The sequence below is a fragment of the Paraflavitalea sp. genome, assembly GCF_059502485.1.
Window position 1 is genome coordinate 744,353 of the sequence record NZ_JCACET010000011.1, and the last position, 23,704, is coordinate 768,056.

Annotated in this window: 13 protein-coding genes; 12 read left to right on the forward strand and 1 reads right to left on the reverse strand. The window is 49.4% G+C overall.

The genetic code is table 11. From position 1 onward, the window contains the following. The first annotated feature begins 3 nt into the window (after positions 1 to 3). Genes AC5JBY_RS30795 through AC5JBY_RS30850 form a run of 12 tightly spaced genes read left to right on the forward strand, consistent with a single transcriptional unit; the run spans position 4 to position 22,463 of the window. On the forward strand, positions 4 to 7,527 hold the full coding sequence (locus AC5JBY_RS30795) for an eCIS core domain-containing protein (protein WP_495908543.1): 7,524 nt from the start codon (positions 4 to 6) through the stop codon (positions 7,525 to 7,527). A gap of 15 nt (positions 7,528 to 7,542) precedes the next feature. Further along, entirely contained in the window at positions 7,543 to 8,319 is a 777-nt protein-coding gene (locus AC5JBY_RS30800) for a hypothetical protein (protein WP_495908544.1), read from the forward strand. A gap of 31 nt (positions 8,320 to 8,350) precedes the next feature. Next, positions 8,351 to 8,623 carry a hypothetical protein gene (locus tag AC5JBY_RS30805; protein ID WP_495908545.1) on the forward strand — a complete coding sequence of 91 codons (273 nt, stop codon included), beginning with the start codon at positions 8,351 to 8,353 and terminating at the stop codon, positions 8,621 to 8,623. Between the two features lie 3 nt (positions 8,624 to 8,626). Continuing rightward, on the forward strand, positions 8,627 to 9,736 hold the full coding sequence (locus tag AC5JBY_RS30810) for a hypothetical protein (RefSeq protein WP_495908546.1): 1,110 nt from the start codon (positions 8,627 to 8,629) through the stop codon (positions 9,734 to 9,736). Between the two features lie 17 nt (positions 9,737 to 9,753). Then, entirely contained in the window at positions 9,754 to 10,458 is a 705-nt protein-coding gene (locus AC5JBY_RS30815) for a phage baseplate assembly protein V (protein ID WP_495908547.1), read from the forward strand. 12 nt (positions 10,459 to 10,470) lie between these two features. Beyond that, complete coding sequence (locus AC5JBY_RS30820; RefSeq protein WP_495908548.1) at positions 10,471 to 10,740, forward strand: hypothetical protein; 270 nt, start codon at positions 10,471 to 10,473, stop codon at positions 10,738 to 10,740. A 13-nt stretch (positions 10,741 to 10,753) separates the two neighbouring features. Next, positions 10,754 to 11,131: a GPW/gp25 family protein gene (locus AC5JBY_RS30825; protein ID WP_495908549.1), complete on the forward strand. Its 378-nt coding sequence runs from the start codon at positions 10,754 to 10,756 to the stop codon at positions 11,129 to 11,131. Further along, positions 11,128 to 13,599, forward strand: coding sequence for a baseplate J/gp47 family protein (locus tag AC5JBY_RS30830; RefSeq protein ID WP_495908550.1), 2,472 nt, complete (start codon positions 11,128 to 11,130; stop codon positions 13,597 to 13,599). Before AC5JBY_RS30825 ends, AC5JBY_RS30830 begins: the two co-directional genes overlap by 4 nt. Continuing rightward, positions 13,596 to 16,049 (forward strand): baseplate J/gp47 family protein, encoded by a 2,454-nt coding sequence (locus AC5JBY_RS30835; protein WP_495908551.1) that lies wholly within the window; start codon positions 13,596 to 13,598, stop codon positions 16,047 to 16,049. The genes AC5JBY_RS30830 and AC5JBY_RS30835 overlap by 4 nt, the downstream gene beginning before the upstream one ends. Positions 16,050 to 16,054: 5 nt before the next feature. Continuing rightward, positions 16,055 to 18,298, forward strand: coding sequence for a hypothetical protein (locus AC5JBY_RS30840; protein WP_495908552.1), 2,244 nt, complete (start codon positions 16,055 to 16,057; stop codon positions 18,296 to 18,298). A gap of 9 nt (positions 18,299 to 18,307) precedes the next feature. Continuing rightward, the gene (locus tag AC5JBY_RS30845) at positions 18,308 to 21,811 is read left to right on the forward strand and encodes a DUF6519 domain-containing protein (protein WP_495908553.1); all 3,504 of its coding nucleotides are present in this window, start codon (positions 18,308 to 18,310) and stop codon (positions 21,809 to 21,811) included. A 22-nt stretch (positions 21,812 to 21,833) separates the two neighbouring features. Then, the gene (locus tag AC5JBY_RS30850) at positions 21,834 to 22,463 is read left to right on the forward strand and encodes a hypothetical protein (protein WP_495908554.1); all 630 of its coding nucleotides are present in this window, start codon (positions 21,834 to 21,836) and stop codon (positions 22,461 to 22,463) included. A 55-nt stretch (positions 22,464 to 22,518) separates the two neighbouring features. Here the strand turns inward: AC5JBY_RS30850 and AC5JBY_RS30855 are convergent, their stop codons facing one another. Next, positions 22,519 to 23,580: a redoxin domain-containing protein gene (locus AC5JBY_RS30855; RefSeq protein WP_495908555.1), complete on the reverse strand. Its 1,062-nt coding sequence runs from the start codon at positions 23,578 to 23,580 to the stop codon at positions 22,519 to 22,521. Between the last annotated feature and the right edge of the window lie 124 nt (positions 23,581 to 23,704).

Consider the following 23,704-nt stretch of genomic DNA (forward strand, 5'->3'; position numbering starts at 1 on the left):
TCCATGGGTCAATTCTCTTCTCATAACAAAGTTGGGAATAAACAGGTTGTCACTGCTGGCAAGGCCAAGAATATTCAGGCCAAGCTGGAAGTGAATCAACCTGGTGACCAATATGAGCAGGAGGCGGATGCTATGGCAGAAAAAGTGATCGCCGCGGAAAATGACCTTAAGAAGACTGCTACGCCTACCACCGGCCTGATCGGCAAATCATTTCAACCTTCTGCTGACAAGGCTGCGCCTGGCGGCCATAATCAGCGCATCATGCGCAAAGGGGAAACGGGCAACTATGATTTACCGGTTTCTGATTCATTCGTTACCGGACTGAATAGCGTGACCGGCGGCAGCCCGCTTCCGGACAGCACCCGGGAAACGATGGAGCAATTGTTTGGGGCTGACTTTTCGGATGTGAGGATCTTTGCCGACGAGCAAGCTGCTGATCTGAGCAAATCGATACAGGCAAGGGCTTTTACTTATAACAATAAGATACTTTTTAATAAGGGAGCGTATTCAACGGATACGCCGGAAGGTAAAAAGTTGCTGGCGCATGAGCTTACACATGTGTTGCAGCAACGAAATGGGCTGCACCTGATACAACGGGATGAGCTTATACTGCCGCCTATAGAAACTTCCAGGCAGGTGTGGACTCAATTTGAGGAAGCGCAAAGGAATTTCCGCCGGGATGAGGCATTGCGGCTGGCTGTGCGGCTTGCCGGCATGCATATCGATCTGGATGACTTAAACCGATTTGGGTTGGAGTTGTCTGTTTACCTGATGCGTAACGGACGCATGACTGAGGGCTTGCAGGTGTTGCAACGTTGTGAAGACTTCTTCTGGATCAGGTATGTTTCGATACATCCTTCTCCGCACGAGTTCATGGAGTCGTACTACATCGACCAGGTACGTGAGGAAGGGGTGCAAGCGGCCCGCCGGCAGGATTGGCCTACTGCTTTCAGCATACTGGGTATTATTGTACTGTATGACCAGATGGAATTAAGTTTTGAGAACAGCCGGAATCAACCATCTTCCGATGAAGATCTCCGGCAACGCATGGATAGTATTTCGCCAGGTCTTACGCCCCGGCAAAGGCGGCGGGAAATGGAGGGAATATTTTATCTGGGTCAGTTGGGGGCTTCTCTTCGCAGTGTCTTCGGCTATTCTGCTATGGGTTCGGTTTATGCCGCTTTGCGCCAGGACCTGACCACGTTCCTGCGGCTACAGCGGGAAGCCATTCTTGCCGGTGATGCAACGCTTGCTACCGAGATGGGCAACCAGCATACGAACTTCATGGCTTTTCTGCGTACGAATAACCTGTTATTATCCGGCGAAGGGCTTACTATGTACAGCGCAGAGTCATTCAATGAAAGAGGTAGTGTTGGTTATGTTATCTACGGAAACAATGGTGAGCAGGAAGTGGTAACGCCACTGCCCGGCACAGCCACTCCGAGTGAACTTGGTTTTTTCCCGCACTATCATTCCAGCTTTGAACGTATTGTGAATGACATGGAAGGGCAAGCTCAGTTGCTGAATGACTTACTGGCTATACCTGCTATCAGAAGTGCGTTTCCAACCGGCGTGATCGATATGACATCGCTGGATACACGTATACGTATCTGGCAAATGGTATATGCACACAACTCTACAGGTAGCAACAGTGGGGCTGCGCTAACTTCCACCATACGTACCATAGAAAGATACTTACATCATTTTACTGTTCACACTGAATATAACATCCGCGACTTCGGGCGTAGTTATCTCGATACTAATTTCCCCACCGACCTGCTTGGACGAAGTGTTCGTGATTGCGGTGTTTATGCACTGACCACTGCTTATGAAATATTCAGGATGGGACGTGGCGCCACACCACGGCTGAACCTTTCGTTCAAACTGGTTTCCATGCCAGAGCACGTGACGCTATTGATCGAGAACCAAGATGACAACACGCATTACCTCGTCAATAATGATGCTATTACCGGTCCTAATACCGGCGACTGGATGACGACTGTTGCGCAGGCATACAGTGGTGTTTTCAGCAGGGGCTTTGGAATTACGCCTTCTGTGGCCATCGACCTCGGCACTACCGGCGATACAGACCGCAGTTTCAGGAGTGGCGCCTGGGAGCGATACCAGGCCAGTGCTTCGTGGGGGTTCCAAACGGAGCCAGTGAGCGGGCCCAGTGATACCAGAAGTGAGGAAGAAAGAGGACGAGATGCTTACGTGCATTATTACCAGCGCACGCAAGATTTTGACAGGGGATGTCAGCGACTGGTGGGTGTTATGAACGCCCTCAACACCAGGGTGCAGGCTGCTGCGGCAGGTGACCGACAGGCGTTGTTGAATGCTACGCTGAATGATGCTACGGTGGCTGCCAATGTAACCGCGTTGGGTATCATCTATCGGTTTTATGGGCCCAGTGCAGCGAGCAGCGGGATCATTGTTGCCGATGCGATGGCGTCTGCGAGGGTTCGCCAGCATATTACCGGGAGCATGTACCTTTACTCCATGCCTTCGGGCACTGCGGTTCACCCACTGGTAAGGTATGCCATGGCGGTGTTGTTGCTGGAAAGCCTGGGTACTGCCCGAACAGCCGATCAAAATGCACTGATCACCGCATTAAATGCTACGCCTGATTTTAGCACACAGCTCACTACTTATACTACTAATCGTTTTCCGGTGCAGTTCAAGCAATTCAAGGATACAGTTTCCAATGTACATGAACAGGAGGCTGATGCCATGGCTGCGCAAGTTGTGGGAGGCGGTACTGGTGCAACTCAACAAGTCACACCGCTTTCCGGCAGTCAATCCCAACAGCTTAGTGTGCCTGCACCATCTTTATCCGGTCATCAACAAATGGCTGCGCCTTCTGGTGGCAGCGCACTCGATACAGCTACGCAAGCTAACATGGAAGGCTTTTTCAACGCAGATCTCAGTGGAGTAAAAGTGCATAGTGGTGCCGAAGCTACGGGACTGAACGAGCAGTGGAATGCAAAGGCTTTCACTACCGGACAGGATATTTATTTCAATGCCGGGCAATATAATCCGCATTCGCATGCGGGGGAGCAATTGCTGGCGCATGAGCTGACGCATGTGGTGCAGCAGTCTTCTGGCGGGGTCGGTAATGCAGGGATTGTTCAGCGCCAGCCTAATACTCAGTTGTATTTCGAGAAAGCGGGTGGTATAGAAACGCTTGAGATGTGGGTGACCAATAAGTTTCCGGTTAAAGATGCCAGTGATCTTGGAGGTGAGGGTAATTATTACACAAACAAAGGGAGATTGGTTATCAAAACAAGCCAGGACACCATGGAGATGGAGGGGCTGTATAGTGCTATAGGTGCCATAAATGCAGATTTGGAGGATGGAGATGCTTTCTTCCTGCGCGTTACTTTAGACGGCGATGGCTCTTTCTATGATGCAGATGATTCGGACTTTGACGGATTCCAATTTATTTTTATTCCGAAGGATACCAGTCAACAAAAGTATATAGAGGAGCTAAAGAAGTATGTTGAAAAAAAGGACAAAACGGTAGACGGCCTCCGGCAAAATGTTCTAATCACGTACCGTATCATTCCGCAAGAAGAGGAAGAACAAAAGAAGAAAGAAACACCTGTTACACCCAAAACGCCTCCTCCGAAGCCCGCTCCTACCAATTGGGGAGGTATTTCCAAATGGTTTAGCGAAGTGCAACAACTGGTGAAAGGAAATGGCCGAACAGCCGGCTCTTATACCGGCAAGTTCGAGGCCACACAACTTACCTTGCCGGAAGATGCTGTACCAGACGAACTGCAGTTCATCAAGGATAAAGAGAACCGGGAGATCATCCAAGTACGGGAGAATGGATATAATTCCTGGATAATGGCCACTGAGTTTAAAGGCTACCTGGACGACACACAAAAAGAGGCCGGGGCCGATTTCTACTACGAACGTATTATCAGTGTTGCCAAAAGCCTGGCGAAGCGCAGCCCGGATGATCCTAATGATCCTGAACATAAAGCGGTTGCCAATTATGATGAAAGTCTGACCTCTTCTTTGGAAAGTGAGGACGGTAAACCTATCAAATACCAGTTGCCTGCTTTGCCTGCTGAAATAATAGCTGAAGATCAGCAGCCGGTAAATGGTACGGGCACTATGGCTATGAGGCTTAAATGGGAAAATGTAAGCCACCACATCCTTGGCCAGATCACTGAAGCGATGGCCACGAAAGAATACCGCTGGGAGATCTGGGACATCACCGATCTATACGAGCGGCAAAGTGAAATGGAGAAAAACGAGGGTAAAAAAGCGCTCGCTGATGCACAGTCGGCCATCGAAACCAGGCCGTTGGCCGGAGACGACAATGAGGGTGTAGTGAGTGAGAAGATGGACCATGTAGGGGGCGATTTCGACAGGGCGCTGGAAGAACTCAAACAACGAAAAAAAGATATCAGTGCGGATGAAGAGAAGGCGCTCAATGAAGGGCGTTATCTCGATGTGGTAGCTAATGAGCTAAACAAGCAATTGTATGGACTGGATGCCTTATTCACCCTGGGCAAAGTGACACTGGGTGCCGGTGCAGATTTTGTAGCTGATGACGAAGAGCGTTCTGTACACTGGACTAAAAAGGGTGTGTATATAGCGCGTTGTATTGCACGCATAAAAACCAGTAAGGGTGAAGTTATCCGGGTGCCCAGTGTGGCTACCAAGATCATCAAGGTGCAGGACACTGCTGAAATCTCCCGGGAAGCATTGGACAAGCCGTCTAAACAACTGGAAGATCTGAGGTTCAACCTTGCTTTCCTGGAGGCTATGCCGCAAGATCAGGTAGATCCGGAGCAGCTAAAATTACTGAGGGAAAAAGTTAAAAACCTTGAACTCTATGTCGGAGGAGACTATGCCGGTCTTTTTGAGGCTAATATAGCGCAGCTGGAGGAGCGGAAAAAGGAGCTCGAGAAGAAGTATGATTTTATGCTGCAATTCGACATCGGTCAAGGTATCATACGGGAAGTCCAAAGGCAAATCGATCAGGTTAAAGCACAGCTTGCATTACTCAAAAAAAGGAATCAGGAACATACTTACCACAGTGCGGAAGCTGTATTGGTGAGCAGCGTAACAGGACAGCAATACCCGCTCATGCTACAGATCACTGAGCCAGTGAGCAAAGGAATGCAATATTATTTTTACGTTTCTGATGTCACTACTGATCAGAGCCATGAAGAGAAGGGATACGCCAGTTCGGAAAGTGGAGCATTGGAGAATGCGCTTACCGCATACTCGAGCGTATTGGCTGCAGAGTATGGTGGAGGTATATTAAGTATCCGACTGCCAAACGTGGGCTGGTTCAAGGACAACCTCACGGAAGAAGAAAGGGTGAAGCAGATACAGATCAGAACGCATGACTGGACGACTGCCAAAATGAACCTTGAAAGGCTGGCGGAAACAATAGCCATGATCGGCCTGGTGGTTACCAATCCTGCACTGGTTGTTGTAGGCGCCGCATTAACTGCCGGCCTTGCCGCTGATCGGATTGCGAAACGTATTTCGGATAACACATTCTCCTGGAAAGATAGCCAGATCATTGGCGATATGGTGCAGATACTGCTTTCGGCCACTATGTTCCTGGGAAAAGCTGCAGGCCAGATTCAGGCCATTGGCAGCAAGCTTCGCTATTTTGAGAAGTATGGGAAGTTCTTCCTGCTGACGGAAGCGCAACTAAAAAAGATAAAAGACATAGCGACTGTCAGCGAGGACGTACTGAATGCGGTGAGCGAAGTGCATGGCAACATCTCTATTATGGATCAATTTGCCACGATACAAGAGAAGGTAAAGCTTGGCCAGATGAGCAACAAGGATGCAAGAACTCAAATGGCCGGATTGATGAGTTCCGTTTTGCAAAACCTGGGCGGTAAATTAAAACAGCATTATAGCAGCGGCCATATGAACACAGCCGCCGGAGAGGGCAATCCCGATCCTGCAAAAAAGCGAGGCCCTTATAGTGAAACGGAATTCCAGGGCTTGCAGGATGTATTGGGCAGCGCCGCCAAGGCAAAGGATACTAACCTGCAGTACACTCCTGAAGTTATTCATAATCCTGAGCTGAAGGGTAATGCAGCAAGGGCGCGGTATCGTGACAACATGCTTGTGCTGGAAGTTGGCCCCCAGGTAACGCCAAAGATCGTAGAAGGGCACATAAACACATTAGCCACTTTACAAAAGTATGAAGGCGCCCTTGGCAGTTTGCGTAAGCTGATCGATTATATAAATTTCCTGGTAACCGGCAAGGGGCCGGGTAAATATGGCAGTGAGCATTTTATAGCGACTAACGAGATTACCAAGCTCAATGAAATGATCGCTGGGTTGCGCAATCTACAAACCAATATGGAAACCGGGCTAGCTGATGCGCTAAAGAATCCGGATCTGCAGAAAGGAGATGAAAAAGCGGAAGCTGCAAGGAAACAGGCGCTGGAAAAGATAAACAATGATATTGCCGAGTATGAAAAGCAGATTGCAGAGCACACCAAGAACCTGGGCAGCCTAAAGCCGGCGAAGGATACTTCTATTGCCTCCGGCAACACACTCGCCAAAGGGTCTACTGCAGACAACCCTTTAAAAAAAGGCGATGCGGATTTTTTTACAGACCCACAGGTTGGCAAAACGCGCTATTACGAAGACGAAGCCGGGCGCGTTAGCCGCACCACACGGATCAGTGACGATATTTTCGAATTGGAAGCGCGGCTGTATGCTGATCAAGGCATACGTGCCGACTACCAGGCTTATTATAGTTCAAAGGGTTTGAATGAGCCCGGTATGGAGCTGGCGCATGGCATTGGCCCCATTACCAGTGTAGAGAGCCCGCAAGCGATTGCCAATGCCGCTATTACCGTGAATCAAAGGGTTCAAAAGGATATATTCGAAGGGCATATCGATGCATTGAGAAAGAACCAGGACCCGAATGCGCAGATGAGACTTGTTGTGAGAATTGAAAGGGCAGAAATCAATGGCAAGCCTTACTTGAAATCGGTGAAATATGAAGTGCTTGCCTCCAAACCTGGCGTGCAGGAGCAAAGTATTTTACTTGCGGAGGTGACTATTAAAAACCCGGCTAATAAAACGCCCGATGCTTCGGAGATCGATATAACTATCAGGGCAACCGGACATCCTGACCAATTCTTACAGGATCAATCAGGTTCCAGCAAGCCAGCACAACCGGTCCGTAACCGTTCCCGCAGTGCAAAAGAGGTCGAGGTGATCCCAGCAAAAGGACGTGAATATATTGCGCAGGTCGAGTTATTGATCCAGGACCTCCAAAAGGTCAATAGTAACGTTCATAACAGGGAGGTGGCTTTATTCTGGGCTAAGGCATTGCAGGAAGATCTTGGAAAGCTGCATGCTACAGACCGGGATAAAAGGGTCTCTAATTTATCGCGGGACAGGATCTTAAACTTCAATGATACTATCGCGAGTATATTTTTCAATCTTCCTGAATTGAAATCAATACCTAACAGGAAGTATAAGGATACTTTCAACAGTAAAAAGATCGATGATTACATCCAATAATAAGTTATTGATACTATGTCGAATTATTCACGTTCTCCCAGGTTGCTTAAAGGTGCGTTGATCGAATTCTCTGAGCGTTTTATCGGACCGATCCCTAATGTGATCGTGTTTCAATACAACCCCGAGAGCATGACGCGCTCGCTGGAAGTATGGAGCCCGGGCAATGGCGGCAGTGGTGAATCTTCTGCCGCAGATACTGCGCACACTGCACAGCCCATGGACCCACCGGAAACATTTACGCTGGCGCTCGAGCTGGACGCAGCGGATGCTTTGGAGAAGCCAGCCTCCCACCCTGTGGCTTTCATATCCGGCGTGGCCGACCGTATTGCCGCCATGGAAATGTTGTTGTATCCACAGGGTGATAGTTTGCTGGGTGGATTGCTTGGTTCCATTACCGGCTCTTTGAGTGTAGGCGCCAGCGTGGGCGATGGCGGTGGTATTGGCGGCGGCGTATCTGGCGCATTGGGCGGTGGTGGCGGGGCTCAACCCGTGCCCCGCGGCACCGTTCCTGTGGTGATGTTTGTATGGGGGCCGGGCAGGATCGTGCCCGTCCGGGTGACCTCATTTTCCGTGGAAGAACAGGCGTACTCTCCCCTGCTCTATCCCATCCGTGCCAAGGTGAGTATCGGATTGAAAATCCTTACGCCTAAAGACTTCCCGCAGTGTAACCGGAAGCTCAGTGAAGACCTTGCTATCGCAGCTTTCAAATTTACCCGGAAGCAAAAGGAAGTGCTTGCTGCTGCCAACATGGCCAACAGTGTAGAGTCTATTCTCGGCATGCTTCCTTTCTGATATCTTATTTACGTTATCTAAAACTGCATTTATGTTCGATGACGCAAGCCGTTATAAAAATGTTGTTCAGTATGAACAAAAGGATAAAAGGGGGCGCACGGTAAAGGTGGTAGCTGTACCTGCAGCACCGGTACAGTCTCTTATGGGATTCCATTTGTTGAAAAAGGGACAGAAAACGGATCACCTCGCAGGACGCTATCTCAATAATGCTACTATGTTCTGGCGCATTGCTTCTATCAATGATGTAATGCTTTCTGAAACATTGAGTGAACTGACTGAAGTTGCTATCCCTAATAAAAGATAATCCATGGGCCTGAATATACTGATCTGTGTAAACGACCAGCCGCATGATGCTTTAACGCAGATGGTGAGCGAGGTGGAGGTGTATGAGAAGATGGACGAGAACACGCATTACAAATTGCATTTTGTAGTGGATGTGTGTGATGGCGACATTGCGCAATCGCTACAAAGTATTACTACCAATGGGACCATCTTAAGTGTGTTGGCGCAAACTGACAATGGATTGGCCTGCCTGGTAAAAGGCCCTGTGTTGCAGCAGGATTCGAACTTACAGCATGGAGGCGCGGGCTCCTGGATCAAAGTGGAGGGTGAAGATTTTGGTTATGTGATGGACCATACTGTACAATTCAGGGTGACCGACTCCGGTACGGATGCCGATATCGTGACGCAGATCATTTCCAGCTATCCTGCCATGACTGCCGATGTAGAAGCTACGCCTTCCTCTACGTATGATGAAAACAACCATAGCCATGTGCAACGTGAATCAAATCTCAGTGTCATCAAAACGCTTGCGCGCAGGAATGGTTATCACTTCTGGATTACCGTGGATGAGGCCGGGCAAAGTACCGGCCATTTCAAACCAAAGAGTTTATTGGGCAATCCAACAGCAGACCTCATCGTGAATGCAGAGAATAACAATATCGAAGCGCTGCGATTGAATGCCGATACGCGGCGACCAACGCAGACGGAGGGGCTACAGGTAAATCTTCGCACGCGCGAGATCATCGGCAGCAACGTGAGCCTCGATGATCCTGCGCTCGGTACTGACACGCTGGCTACGGCGGCCGGCGACACTGCGCAAACTGTTCACCTCGCTCCTACTGTAGATGATGCCGGCGCCATGCAGGCAAGAAGTGAGGGGGCGCTGCGGGATGCACAATGGTTCATCAATGCCACGTGCAGAACCAGTGTTCATCGCTTGTGCAATAAACTGATCCGTTTTCATACGCTGGTGAATATGGTGGGTGCCGGCAGCCGCTATGGTGGCAAATATTATGTAACCGGCGTAAAGCATATCATCAATGCTTCTGCGCACGTCATGGAACTGGAACTGGCCCGAAATGCCTGGGGTGTTGAAATGGCATCGGCCAGTGGCATGGCAGCGTCTATCTTTTAACTTACCGAATCATCCTCATGAGTACACAGGACCTCGATCAGGTTTTAAATTATATCCGGAATCGTTTTTTTGGCAAATACAGGGGTATTGTCAAAGACAACCTTGATCCTACCAACCGGGGCAGGATCAAGGTGAGTGTGCCTGCTGTGTTGCACGACCAGGAAGTGTGGGCAATGCCCTGTGTGCCGTACACCGGCAACAAGACCGGCACTTACTTAATACCAGAACCTGATGCAGGTGTGTGGGTGGAGTTTGAGGGTGGTGACCCGGCTTATGCCATCTGGACAGGTGGTTATTGGTCGGATGATCAATTGCCGGTAGACGAGCAGGGTACGCAAGCAACACCGCCCTTACGCATCATCCGCAGTGAAAAGGGATTGATGATCTCTTTCAACGACGATAGTGAAGTGATCACTGTCAGTGATGAGAATGGTCAGAATATCATTACGCTGGATGTGCAGGCAGGCAAGATACGTATGCAGGCTAATCTTAAAATAGTAGTGGAGGCGCCACAGATAGAACTCGTGGAAAACTCCACGCATCCGTTAGTATTCGGCGACAACTTGTTGCAATACCTCAATCAGCTGGTGCAGATATTCAATGCTCATATGCATCCCGGAGAGCTGGCATTGGGGGCAGTGCCCATCACGCCTGCACCGCCCGTAGCTATCATGCCTCCCGCTACGCCTTCTTTGTTATCAACCAAGGTTACCACCGGGTAAATCAACTTATACATGCCACTGAAAGCAGGGACTAATTTCGACGCTTCCGGATTTGCCGATAGTATGGCAGCCACCATGATAGAGTCATTCAAAACTGAATGGCCGCTGGTGATGGGCAGTGACATTCCGCTTCCTGAATCGATGGACCAGATGAAGTTGTTGTTTGCCGCGGTGGCACAGGGGGTGGTGAAGCACCTGCAGCAGCATGCCACCGACTTTAAAGTGTCTGTCACCGATTCCGGCACGGGCACTGATACCGGCACCGTTACTCAAATCGATTAAACTATCGTATTACATGAGTCAGAAAATTCACAGTATACACTACCCTTTCGGCATCGATGAAGGTTTCGGCAGGTTGCTCGAAGAACCGGATTATGCCGAACACGTGGAGCAAATGATCAAGCAGATATTGTTTACGAATCCGGGCGAAAGGATCAACCGGCCCGACTTTGGATGCGGGCTGATGAGAATGGTGTTTGCACCGAACAGTGATGTAAGCGCCAATCTGACGCAGGTGATGATCACGCAATCGCTGCAACGATGGATCGGCACACTGATCGACGTGATAGATGTGAAGGCTACTGCTGTGAATGAAAAACTGGAAGTGAGTATTGTTTATATTCTTAAAGCACGGCAGGAACGCCGTTACCTTAATCTTGAAGTGACAATATGAGCAGCGCACCCGACAGGATAGCAAGCCTGAAAGCACAGGACCTGGTTACCGGTATCGACTTTATCAATGTCGATAGCAGTCAGACCATACTCGATATTTATTTCCTGCGTCCGGCTACCACACTGGCCAGCCCGTTGCCGGGCAGCATCGATGCTTCAGACATTCTTATCTATAGCACTACAGAAGGATTACCGGAGATTGAAGTGTTGCCGCTTTTGAGCTGGATCGTGGTGGATGGACAGGATACTTTGCGGATCATGACGAAGTCGCCGGGCGATTTCACGTTGTATAAATTGAAGATAGAAGATGCGCGAATAGATCCTTACTATAATGATGTAAGCTTTAGCTTCAAAGCTAACTGTCCTTCAGATCTTGATTGCGCTCCTCCGGATCATGAATGTCCGCCGGATGAAATGATAGACTATCCGGTCGATTACCTGGCGCGTGACTTCTGGAGTTTCCGCCGGGCGTTGCTCGACTTTGCTTCTCTTCGTTATCCTGACTGGACCGACCGGCTGGAAGCTGATGCCGGGATCATGATGGCAGAATTGATGAGTGCCGTGGGTGATGAGATGGCGTATTACCAGGACCGTGTTGCCCGCGAAGGGTATCTGGAAACTGCTACGCAACGAAGGTCAATACGCAGGCATGCAAGGTTGGTGGACTATCATATGCACGATGGACTTGGCGCTTTTGCCTGGCTGGAATTGATCATTGGCGCGGGTAGTCACCTCATCGATGCGGGAGAAACCGTGTATGCATTAAGTAGTGGTGATGCGCGTATCGATTTTGAAGTGGGTTATGGATTGAACGAAACGGTGGCTCTTAAACAATATACAGTAGATGCTGCGCGCAATACATTGCTCCCTCACTTGTGGGATGAAGACCAAACGTGTTTGCCTGTTGGCACCACCAGCTTATACCTTGAAGGGCATCATGCTATCGATCTACCGTTTGATGATTTTGCCACCGATCCGGTTACCGGCAAGGCAACATCCGGCAAATGGGTGTTGCTTAAAACCAATCCTACCACGCCAGGCCAGCCCGTGCGCAAGCAAATGGTTCGTCTTACTACCATCACCGATACGCTCGACCCTGTGCTGGCTCCGGGACCTATCACTTTTATTCAGTGGGAACAGGAGCATGCACTTGCTTTTGAATTCGATCTAACTATTTTAACTGTCAGCGGCAATATGTTGCCTGCCACTGCCGGCAAAACTTATGGCGGTTATTTCCTCGTCAATAAAACACCTGCCGGATTATCTACCGCAGCATTGAACGCCTTCATCAACTTAGGTGGGCAGGAGGCTGTTCACCGCCTGGGGCATGATGATACCGCGGCTCCGCGCTATACCTTGCCGGGCACGCAGCAAAGTAATCTCGTATACCTCGGCGCCACTGCCTTGAATGCCAAACCAGAAGTGGTGCTGGAGCGATTTTTCTTTGATGGCACTTTCTGGATATCATCCGGTGAATTCTGGTCATATAAGAGAAGCCTGATCGGCGTGAACTCTTCTCTTTCGGAAGACCTGCACTTTACGCTCGACGATGGCAGCTGGCAACGTGTAGTGGGTTATCAACGGATTGGCAAGGAAGTGGAGCATCGTGATTATGCTTTCAATAACGGCGTTACCATTCGCTTTGGCGATGGTGAATTTGGCAAAGTTCCTGATGATGATTCGGTGTACTATGTACGTTACCGGCTCGGTGGCGGCAAAAGCAGTAATGTGTCATCGGGCAGCATCAACCGTTTCGTTTCCACTTTACCATTCTCCGCCACCGTTACGAATCCATTGGCAGCGGTGAATGGTGTAGATCCCGAAACGCCTACAGAACTACGGCAAGTAGTAGCAGAAGCATTCCGCGCAGTTACCTATCGCGCCGTAAGGCCTGAAGATTATGCCGAGGCAGCGGAACGGTTGCCCTGGGTGCAAAAAGCCGGCGCCACTTTTCGCTGGACAGGCAGCTGGCTCACCGCTTTTGTGACGGCTGATCCTAAAGGGAAAGTGGTACTTGAGCGTAAGGAAAGAAAAGAATTACAAGATCAGCTGGATCGCTTCAGGCAAGCAGGACGTGAGGTGTATGTAACCGATCCCGGCTATGCCAATATCGATCTTGAAATAGAAATATGTGTGGATGGCAGCTCTTATGGCGGCGAAGTAAAGGAGCGGGTGATGGAAGCGCTGATGGGCAAAAAGGGATTGTTGCCACAGGAAGGCTATTTCTCTCCTTACCGATTCACCTTCGGCACCTGGCTTGAGCGTTCTTCACTGGAAGCGGCCATACAGGAAGTGCCCGGCGTAAAAGCGGTTGAGCAGATCCGCTTCAGGCGGCGTGGCTGGTTTGGATGGCGCGTGTTCAAGGCTTACTCTTACGACCCCGGCAAAAATGTAATTATCCGCATAGAAAATGACCCGCTTCATCCTGAGCGGGGAACGTTAAAACTCTACACACACGGAGGCTTATGAGTTGTATTCATTGTGGAAATAAGCAGGATGGGAATACTCCCAACTGTCTTTGTGATCAGTTTGTCCATCCCCTGCCTTTGAAAATCGGCGCCGGACTGGACCACCTGCCGCGGCAGATTGCCAGCTTCCCTGAATTCAGGCGAGCGATGTTGTATTTGCTGCAAACTGAGCAGGTGGAGATCATCGACAGTAATAATGTTTTGGTGAACGTGAGCCCACTTGCCAACTGGCGTGCACGCGGCAAAGACGACCTCGGTCTGATGTTGCTGGAAATGTGGGCTTATGTATGTGATGTGTTGTCGTTTTATGACGAAGCGATTGCCAACGAAAGTTATATCAGAACCAGTCAGCTTCGTCCCGATATCCGCCGACTCGTAGCTTTGCTTGGCTACCGGCCAAGGCCAGCTGTTGGTTCTTCTGTTCAACTGGCGGCATTGGCGGATGGCAGGCTGCCGCTTAAACTGCCTGTGGGAACTGCCTTCCGGTCGGGGGCTTTCAATGGCAATCCGCCACAGGTTTTTGAACTTGACCAGGAGGCCATCATCCATCCACTCACCAACAAGTGGAAGATCGCGGCTCCCCATCCCGGCACTGTTCAACAGAACAATCCTTCGCAATTAACCATTGCACCTACCTATACCATTAAGGAAGATGCGGCGGTGCTGTTGATCGATTACTCCAACCAAAACAGGAATACAGGGTTGCGGGTGCAGCAAGTGGCCAGGTATACCGGTAATGACAGGAAACAATATACCCGCATCAACTTTACCACGCCTACGAAACTAACTACAGGTGTTGCCCTGAATAGTCTTCAATTATTGATCCCTACGCAGACAGCCAAGCTGTGGACCTTAAATAGTACCAGTGATTCAGTAACTAATACCACGCTGGTGCTGGAACAACAACTGTCCCAGCTAAAGGCCAATGACTACATATTGGCTACTTATAATAATGAGGTTCGGTGGTTCAGGATCACGCAGGTAAAGGAAGTGAGCCGCCAACCCACGGCCAACAGTGAGATGACCATCAACGGCAACAAGTTTACCCTGCCCGGCATGTCTATTTCCGTGACGGAAATAACACTGGATACTGACATTAATAATATTGCGCGTAAATCAGTCGGTTCCATCAACTGGGGCAACAATACGCGCGCCGGCATCACTGTACATTTTGCCATGCAACCGGCTGCCAGGGTAATCGACGAACCGAAAAGCAGTTTATCGGCTTCTGATCCGATGTATTTAGAGGGCTTCGTTGAGCGACCTGTTGATGAGATCAATGCGACTGATTTCTTGTTGCAGGACGTCAATACAAGAGGGGCTGCAGCAACAGGCGCTTTGAACTTTGCCGCCAAGAAACTTACGCTCAGCCAGGGCGTGTCGTGGACACCTGCTCTGCAACTGCCCGTAACACTCTACGGCAACGTGATCACTGCGCGCCGTGGAGAGAAAGTAGTGAATGAAAAGTTAGGTAATGGAAACGCCTCATTAAGCAATCAAACTTTCAAGTTAAAAAAGAAGCCGCTCACCTATTACCTGTCTCCTACAGCTGACAATGATGATGGCGTAAAGAATACGTTGAGTATTCATGTGAATGGTATTCAATGGACAGAGGTTAACAGTTTCTATGGCAGAAAAGAAAATGAACAGGTCTATATCGTTCGTCAGAATGATGAAGGGGAAACGCTCGTGACTTTTGGTGATGGCATTCGCGGGCAACGGCTGCCATCGGGAGCTGATAATATCATTGCCAATTATCACTTTGGCGCGGAAGCGGCCGTACCGCCGGCTGGCGCCGTGAACCAGTTATCGAAGCCTGTAAAAGGATTGCAGAGTGTCAAGAATATGACGCCTGCATTTGGCGGCGCCGATGCAGAGCCTGCCTCTGATATAAAAAAGAATGCGCCACGTTCTGCCCTGATCCTTGGGCGGGTAGTTTCTTTAAAGGATATGGAAGCGGTAGCAGCTTCGTTCCCGGGCGTGAAAGCCGTGCAGGTTGATTGGCGATGGAGCCAACAAAAGCAAACTGCCTGTGCGCATATATTTTATATCGGGGATGATGGTATACAAGCTGCGCTCTCTCAACGATTACGGAATTTATCTGATCCCACTGTAACCATCATCGTGGAGCCCGCAAAGGCTGTACCGCTCAGAGTAGCTATCACCGTACGTATCGACGACCGCTACTTTGAAACGGATGTGATCAAACAGCTGCGTCAGGTGCTAACCAATACCGATACCGGTATGCTTTCAGTGCAGCACATCGGTATTGGACAGCCATTGTTCAGAAGTCAGTTATTCGAAGCCATCCTCAATGTGGAAGGAACCGTGGCAGTAGATGGTATTTTACTTAATAGAAAAAATTTCGGTCAATATGCCGTAACTCCGGGCGCCGGGCGCTACTTCAATGTGGGCGATACCGGGCTCGTGATCAATGGCAACATCAATTGAACTTTATGGCTGAAGATCTTTTTGAAAGTTACTATGCGGAGAAGCTGTGGGAAATGATCCCTGCCATCTACCGGCATGAGGATGGGCTGGCCGCCAATCCCGGTGTGCTGCGGGGCATCGTGCAGGTGATGGCCAAGCAGGCAGCGATCCTGCGCAGAAGCCAGGACCGGCTGTGGGAGGATGCATTCATCGAATGGTGTAATGAATGGGCCGTGCCTTATATCGGCGATCTGGTGGGTACACGCCTGCTATCTGCGCTGAATAAACGCGGCAGAAGGGTGGATGTGGCAAAGACTATTTATTACCGCCGCCGAAAAGGAACTCCCCGGATCCTCGAAGAGCTCATCAGCGATATCAGTGGATGGGAAGGTAAGCTGGTGGAGCAGTTTCAAAAGCTCATCCGATCACGTCATGGTCTGGACCCATTTCCTGAAACGCTGGCGGGTCGTTTTTCAGGCACCCTACCTGGTGGCACTGCCGACCTGCGTAACCCGCGGATCAGCGAACTGGCCGATGGTCCTTTTGAAGAATATTTTCATACTGCCGATACCAGAAAGCACCGTGGCCTGGATGGCCGTTATGCTATTCCCAAACTTGCTTTTTATCTCTACCGGCTGAAGTCGTACAAGATCGATCATGTTACACCGTTTTCACTGGGTAATGGTCAGGACTTCACCTTCGATCCTTCCGGAAGGGATATACCTCTATTCAGTCAACGGTTGCGATCAGATGACTGGGACCAATGGCATAGTGCGTTGGAGTGGGAACTGCCAGCTCCCATCCCCTGCCGGTTGCTGGCGCATGCTGAGTACAGTATCAACGGCGTAATCGTGCAGAATCTCGTAGATAACGGACTGACGCTGGGTGCTGCTGCTGAGTTGCTCACTCTGGCGGGGCTCCGGTTCAAGAACGAAAGCAGTCTGCTCCCCATCCTCAATACATTCGTGAATAAAGCTGAGATATTAGGCGCAGCCAACTATAACCGGCTAATAGCCCTGGCGCTGGTAGCCGATTGCGGAAAGCAAGTACTATTGCCAGACGCCAGTACTGTTTCCATCAATCCGCTGGAAGAAAGTTCTATCATCGTTGGCTTTGAGGCACCTGCCAACACCATCGTGAGTGTAGAGAACACGACGGCGGGTAATTTATCGGGCTGGTCGGTGAATACCAATAAAGCTCTCGTAATCGATCCTGAGCATGGACGTTTTCGTTTTACTACGGCACCCGATTCGGAATTCGTGGTTTATGGCAGTTACCATTATGGGTTCTCCGGTAATATTGGTGCAGGTACTTATACGCGTTCCTGTATTGGTTCTATCGTGGCTAATCAAGTGAAGTCGGGAGGTGGTGCTATTACTGCAGCAGATTTATTGAATGATGGCATATTACAGCTCAGCGACAATAAAACATACGGACCGGTTTCCGATAAACTGAGTATTCGCAACCTTACTTTATATGCCGGTAACCAACAAAGGCCGTATATACGACTGGAGAGTGACTGGATACTCAATACCGGCGCAAATACCAATTCAACGCTTACCATCGATGGCTGCTGGATCGGCGGCATCGCCAACTCGAATGTATCCATTATCCTGCGGGGGAATTATGAACGCGTGGTGATCAAGGATTGCACGCTCGATCCCGGTGGCAGCACCAATGCCAATGGAGAAACTATTTTTCCTGTAATGCTAAGGATTGAAGGGTTTGTGGAAACACTCTGTATACAATCTAGCATAACCGGCCCTATCCTGCTTGACGCTGCCGGAACGGTGGAACAGGTGTTCATCGACGACTCTATTATACAATCTGTGAATCCAGCCGTGAAGGCTATCGACATCCGGCAGGGCAAAACTGATATAGAAAGGACAACCGTGTTTGGTGAAATCACTGTTCACGAATTGTATGCTTCAGAAGTGATACTAACAGGCACCGGCACTGTCAAGAATACACAGGAAGGTTGTTTCCGGTTCAGCGCGGCGCCGCGCATCAGCAAACTGCCTCGTCCTTATGAGTCTTTCCTGTTTGCGCATGATACCAACCACTGGTTCAGCTCCCGCCGCTTTGGCGATCCTGCGTATGCGCAACTCAGCGATACCACTCCTGTGGAAATAGCCAGGGGTGCAGAGAATGGTTCCGAAATGGGCGCTTTCAGCAGCTTATTGAATCCAATAAAACTTGATGGCCTGCGAATAAAGATCGACGAATACATGCCTTTTGGGCTCATCCCACTTTTTATAAACAGAACGTAAACCTATTTTATGGGCAGCTTTGATATATCGAGGATCAATTTCGATGCAAAAAAACATTATGCCAGTGTACGCATGCAGCAAGGGCGCGTACTGACCGATGATGACTGGAATGAAAATGAGAAGATCGAGAATGAGGACCGCCGGCGTACGCGGGTAGATATCATCGGGCCTTATGGCAGTCCGGACAACGGATTTAAGATTCAGTTGATCCCTTCGCTGGGCAGTCTCATCGACGGCGGAAAGATCAACTTCCTCATCAAGGCCGGCGTTATCTACCTCGGTGGATGGCGGTTTGAACTGGAAGAAGATGAAACGTACCGGCTGCAAAAGGACTGGCTGCAACAACCAGCCAATATCGATCCGGTGCCAATGGGATTAAACAACGACCGCTTCGACCTCGTATACCTTGAGACCTGGCTGCAACCTGTGAGTGCGGTTGAAGACTCATCGCTGTTTGAAGTGGCGCTGGGCGGACCGGATACCACTACGCGAATACGTGCGATGAGGCGTGTTCACATTGCTTCCGATCTTGGATTTTGTGACTGTACAGATGCGTGGCAGCAACTGTTGAGCAACTGGAGCGCTACCAATTTTGGAAAGATCAACAAGGAGTTTGAAAGGATCACGGATGCCAAGCTGACTGTTTCTTTTGCCGATGCCGGTCTTCCGGAAGACCTTTGTACGCCAACTGCTGCCGGTGGTTACCTTGGCGCAGAGAACCAGGCAATCCGTGTGCAGCTTACTGATGCCAGTCACTTTACCTGGGGCTTCGATGATGCGGCGCCGCTTTATCGCGTGCTTGTATCGGGAGATGGTAAAACGGTGACGATGATCACCGAACCAAAGGATCAATACCACTGGCCGCTTACCAACCAGGTGATCGAAATACTGCCCTGGTCGGCCGTGCTGCCCAATGGAGAAAAAGTGGCGGAGATCAGTGGTCATCTTACTAAAGTTGAAGCTTCTTACAATCCCGACACCAATGAGTTTACGCTCGTCAATAACGTGCCAGCCGGCTTTGGCGCCGAATGGAAGAACCGGGCAGATAAGGACGATCTCGATGATCAAACGCCTCCCGAATATTTTTATGCGCGGGTTTGGTACAGGGGCAATGATCTTGAATCGGCAGAGGAGATCAGCTTCACCGCAGGCACGCCTGTTACACTCGGCAATACCGGCTTGCAGGTTACCATCACCGGCACTTCATTTATCGAGGGTGATTATTGGGTGATTGCCGCTCGTCCGGAAACGCCCAACCAGGTAGTGCCCTGGGAATTGGAAAAGGGCATTGCTCCGCATGGCATCAGGCGTTTTTTTGCTCCGCTCGCCGTGATACGCTGGCAAAATGTTGGCCGCATACCGTCGGGCGAGATTATGAGTGATTGCCGGAAGAAGTTTAACCCGCTCACCGAGCAGGAATGTTGCTGCACTTATACCGTAGGTGATGGCATACGCAGCAATGGCGACTACAACAGCATCCAGGAAGCGATAGACAGCCTTCCGGCTTATGGTGGAAAGATCTGCGTGCTGCCGGGAGAGCATGAAGCCAATGTGGTCATCAAAGGAAGGCGACAGGTACGCATCAGCGGATGTGGTGACCAGTCGATCGTGAGGCCGGGACCCAATGCTTTTGCACAGCCCATCTTCTTTATCCAGAATTCGCAACGTATACAAATAGATCAGCTGACCCTGGTGGCCATCGACGGTATTTGTATACAGCTGGAAGATAACCGGGAAGGCAGGCTCAACTCGGAGAAGATAAAGATCAACGACAACCGTATGATTGCCGGTATACAGGCTATTCATATCCACACCCGGGAAGACCTGGGTGGCGCCAACCGGATCGAAATCTCGTACAATGAAATAGGTATGCTGGACCAACGGGAAGGCAGGCCCGCCATCTTTAGCGTGGCAGATGATGTATTGATAGAACGCAACAGAATCGTAGTGATACCGGATCAAAACAGTGATGATCCTGACGATCCACGCGATCCCAATGATCCGGGTGATCCTTTCAATCCCTGCCGGGATAGAAGGACGCCGCAACGTGGGGCTATCTGGAAATACCAGATCTATGTATTGATCCGCTATGTGGCTGTGTACAAAGCACTGGGGCGATACAAGAAAGAATACCTTGCCATGGGTGGTATTCAGATTGGCGGCACTTCAGAAAAGGTGTGGATACTGGAAAACGAGATCATCGGTGGCCGGGGCAATGGCATTACGCTTGGACATGTTTCGGAGAATGGCGATGCAAATAGCTTTACTTATAAAGCTGTCAATGTTATATATGCTGCGCTTTATGATATAAAGATCGAAGGCAACCGGATACTGCAGATGGGATTAAGTGGTATCAGCACTTTGCTGGTGGCTGGTGAAAGGCAACAACAGTTTGTACACGTAGAGGACATCACTATTGCAGGTAATCTGATCAAGTATTGTGCTTTGCAAATACCCGTAGAGATACCGCAAAGTCTTTTAAATGATTGGGCGTTCGGTGGCATCGTGCTGAGTGATTGTGAAAACGGGCGCATCAACGAGAACCGTATCGAAAACAATGGCCGAATGGAAGGTGATCCTATTTGTGGCGTCTTCATTTTGCATGGGGAGAAAATAGCGATTGGAGGCAATACGATTATCAAGAACGGAACGGGTATTACCAATCCCAACAGCCTCGTGAAACCGGGTGCCAGGGGCGGCGTAATTGTGAAGATGGCTTTTAAAGCTGCCGACCTGAAAGTATTGTTGCAGGCAACCGTGCCTATGTTTGATGATGTGCCCGCCGTATCCCTGCACGACAATGTAATAGAACAGCCGCTGGGACATGCGTTGTTGCTGACAGCCTTTGGGCCGGTGGCGGTGGCCAATAACCAGTTTGCCTCCCTGGGTACAGACCGGACCAATGCTTTATCATTCATTGCCTCTACTGTTATGATCCTTGACATCGGTGTGTCAAAAGACACGCTTGTAAAGGGCTTCGTGAACATGGCCAATACCAATCCTGCGGGCTTTAGTAAACTGGCATCAGACCCGGCCTTTCAGAATATGATGCGGGCATTGCAGTTCCTGCCCAGCGGCAAAGTATTGTTCAACGATAACCAGACCATATTGAACATGCTCAGCCCTGTGAATAATATAGGGATCAGTTCTCAATTCATCGGTTCACTGGATGATGTCTCTTATAGCAGTAATCAATCTGAACTGGCAGGATTGCTGTCTGCTGCAGGCGGCAACACCACTTTTGACATCGTTTTAATGAATACCATGCTGGTGGGCGCTTCTCTTCGCTCCAATGACAACCGGTTCATGGATGGGTTTACGCTCACCGTTTATTCGCTGTTTTCCTATGGCATGATGAATACAGCGACCGGCAACCAGGCTACGCATTGCCTGATCACGCTGGGCGCCATGCGGGCAGTGAATAGTAATATTGTTTTATTCAACGATCCTTGTAAGGACCAGGCAACGCTGGCCGGCAACAAGCTGGCAGTGCCCGCCGGCAAGGATTTCTAATTCATCTTCTTAAATTATTCATATGGCAAGAGACCGAATCACCGACACGAAAGCGCTGGACCAGATAGCGGATGGCATTACCAAGCTGGATGAGCAGCGGCTTACTGAATTGAATAACCTGAAGCAGCTGCAAGAGATCAAAAATGAAGTGATCAACCGGGAGGCAAAGCGGCTGGCAGCCAAGTATGGCAGCGACCATCCGCGGGTGCAAAAACTGGAAGCGCGGAGCAATTACAATCAGTCGATGTTTCCGGCGCTGGACAGAGAGGTCGATAAAGCAACTTCTAAAACGGAACCGCTGCCACTGAACGCCTGGCGGCTGCATGGAAAAGTGATTGGTGAAAAGCAGGTGCCGATGCCGGAGATCACCGTGTTCTTTGCTGATGCCAATAAAAACTGGATACGAGAGTTCGGGGACTCCTGCTCCGATCAAACGGGTTATTATTCTCTCACTATCAAGGAGGAGTTCATAGAACGTGTTCAAAAAGAAAAGCTGTACCTGGCTGCTTCCAATAAGAACAAGGAGGTAGTTTATCATCAATTGAATACAGATACTCCTACCAAAGGCATTATCGACTACAGGGATATTTGTCTTGCCAAAGGAGGCTGTAGCAGTCCGCCTGAGCCAGACCAGCCTACCAGGGTTAAATAACAATAGCACTTAAAAAGCAACAGGTGCCCGGTTGGCGGGCACCTGTGCATACTATTTAATCAAACAGCTCACTTAGTTTCTTATCCATTGCCGGGCCATCGCCGTTTCCTTTATAGCGGCCAACAATGACGCCTGTTTTGTCGATCAATATTTTCGTGGGGAATGTATGAACGCCATATAGCTTAGCTATATCCTTTTCTGTTCTGTAACCACTCAATACATTATACCAGATATCTGATCTATCCTTTTTTATTGCTTCCCGCCAGGCAATATGGGTGGTGTCATATTCTTCTGCTATCGCAATAACATCCAATCCTTTCGCTTTATACTTGTTAAACACTTCGATCAGATGCGGTGTACTTTCCCGGCAGGGAACGCACCAACTGCCCCAGAAGTCGAGTAATACATACTTCCCTTTAAAGTCTGATAGTTTCACTTTCTTACCATTGATGTCTACGGTTTCAAAGGCTCCAGCCACTGTGCCCACCGCTGTTCTATCCGCTTCTTCTATTGTGGCCTTGACAGCTTTCCCATTAACGCTATTTTGAATAGCAGGCGCAAGTCTTGCATAAGATGCTTTTACTGAATCTATCGGCCATCTTCCTCTATTCAATGCCAATTCAAAACTACTAACATAAGAATCGGGATACTTGATTATGAAGTTACGGACCACTGCATTAAACTTTGCAACCAGTGAATCTCCTTTTCTGTCTATTGCCGCATATTGTTTTTTGAGTTCCTCATACTCCAACTGAGTCTTTGTGCCTGTTATTTTCATCTCTTTGAAATGGTCGTATTGAACGGCCACCTCCTGGGTTAACGGCTCCAAAAAGAAGTCTACCGCATTCGGGTTCTCAAAATCATCCATGAACTTATTGTTGCCTCTCAATAGTCCGATTGTTGGCTCGCTGATATTTCCCTGGAAATAAAAGGAACCCTCCTTTATTGCGCAGCTATCTTTAATTTGTTTTCCTTCATTACCATAAGTCAAATAGACCACCGGGTGCCGGGAGCCTGTTATTTTACCTTTTACTATAAACCGGGTATTCTTTGTGTCTTGAGCAGTAATGGAAAGACTGAATAAGCATAGTACGGGGAGGAAAAGGGTTGGTCGCATTCATAAATGGTTTTAATGGAAGCAGTGTGTTGTACCTCATATACTGTCGTTCTTGTATTTCCGTTGGGTGCTTTACCAAAATACTGAAAAAGTCATCTATTTAATAACGAACCAACCTAAAAGC

Bases quoted from the DNA above. Each gene is read 5' to 3' on its own strand.
- AC5JBY_RS30815 (WP_495908547.1), top strand. From the start codon at position 9,754: ATGAGTACACAGGACCTCGATCAGGTTTTAAATTATATCCGGAATCGT.
- AC5JBY_RS30795 (WP_495908543.1), top strand. From the start codon at position 4: ATGGGTCAATTCTCTTCTCATAACAAAGTTGGGAATAAACAGGTTGTC.
- AC5JBY_RS30830 (WP_495908550.1), top strand. From the start codon at position 11,128: ATGAGCAGCGCACCCGACAGGATAGCAAGCCTGAAAGCACAGGACCTG.
- AC5JBY_RS30840 (WP_495908552.1), top strand. From the start codon at position 16,055: ATGGCTGAAGATCTTTTTGAAAGTTACTATGCGGAGAAGCTGTGGGAA.
- AC5JBY_RS30800 (WP_495908544.1), top strand. From the start codon at position 7,543: ATGTCGAATTATTCACGTTCTCCCAGGTTGCTTAAAGGTGCGTTGATC.
- AC5JBY_RS30845 (WP_495908553.1), top strand. From the start codon at position 18,308: ATGGGCAGCTTTGATATATCGAGGATCAATTTCGATGCAAAAAAACAT.
- AC5JBY_RS30835 (WP_495908551.1), top strand. From the start codon at position 13,596: ATGAGTTGTATTCATTGTGGAAATAAGCAGGATGGGAATACTCCCAAC.
- AC5JBY_RS30810 (WP_495908546.1), top strand. From the start codon at position 8,627: ATGGGCCTGAATATACTGATCTGTGTAAACGACCAGCCGCATGATGCT.
- AC5JBY_RS30850 (WP_495908554.1), top strand. From the start codon at position 21,834: ATGGCAAGAGACCGAATCACCGACACGAAAGCGCTGGACCAGATAGCG.
- AC5JBY_RS30855 (WP_495908555.1), bottom strand. From the start codon at position 23,580: ATGCGACCAACCCTTTTCCTCCCCGTACTATGCTTATTCAGTCTTTCC.
- AC5JBY_RS30805 (WP_495908545.1), top strand. From the start codon at position 8,351: ATGTTCGATGACGCAAGCCGTTATAAAAATGTTGTTCAGTATGAACAA.
- AC5JBY_RS30825 (WP_495908549.1), top strand. From the start codon at position 10,754: ATGAGTCAGAAAATTCACAGTATACACTACCCTTTCGGCATCGATGAA.
- AC5JBY_RS30820 (WP_495908548.1), top strand. From the start codon at position 10,471: ATGCCACTGAAAGCAGGGACTAATTTCGACGCTTCCGGATTTGCCGAT.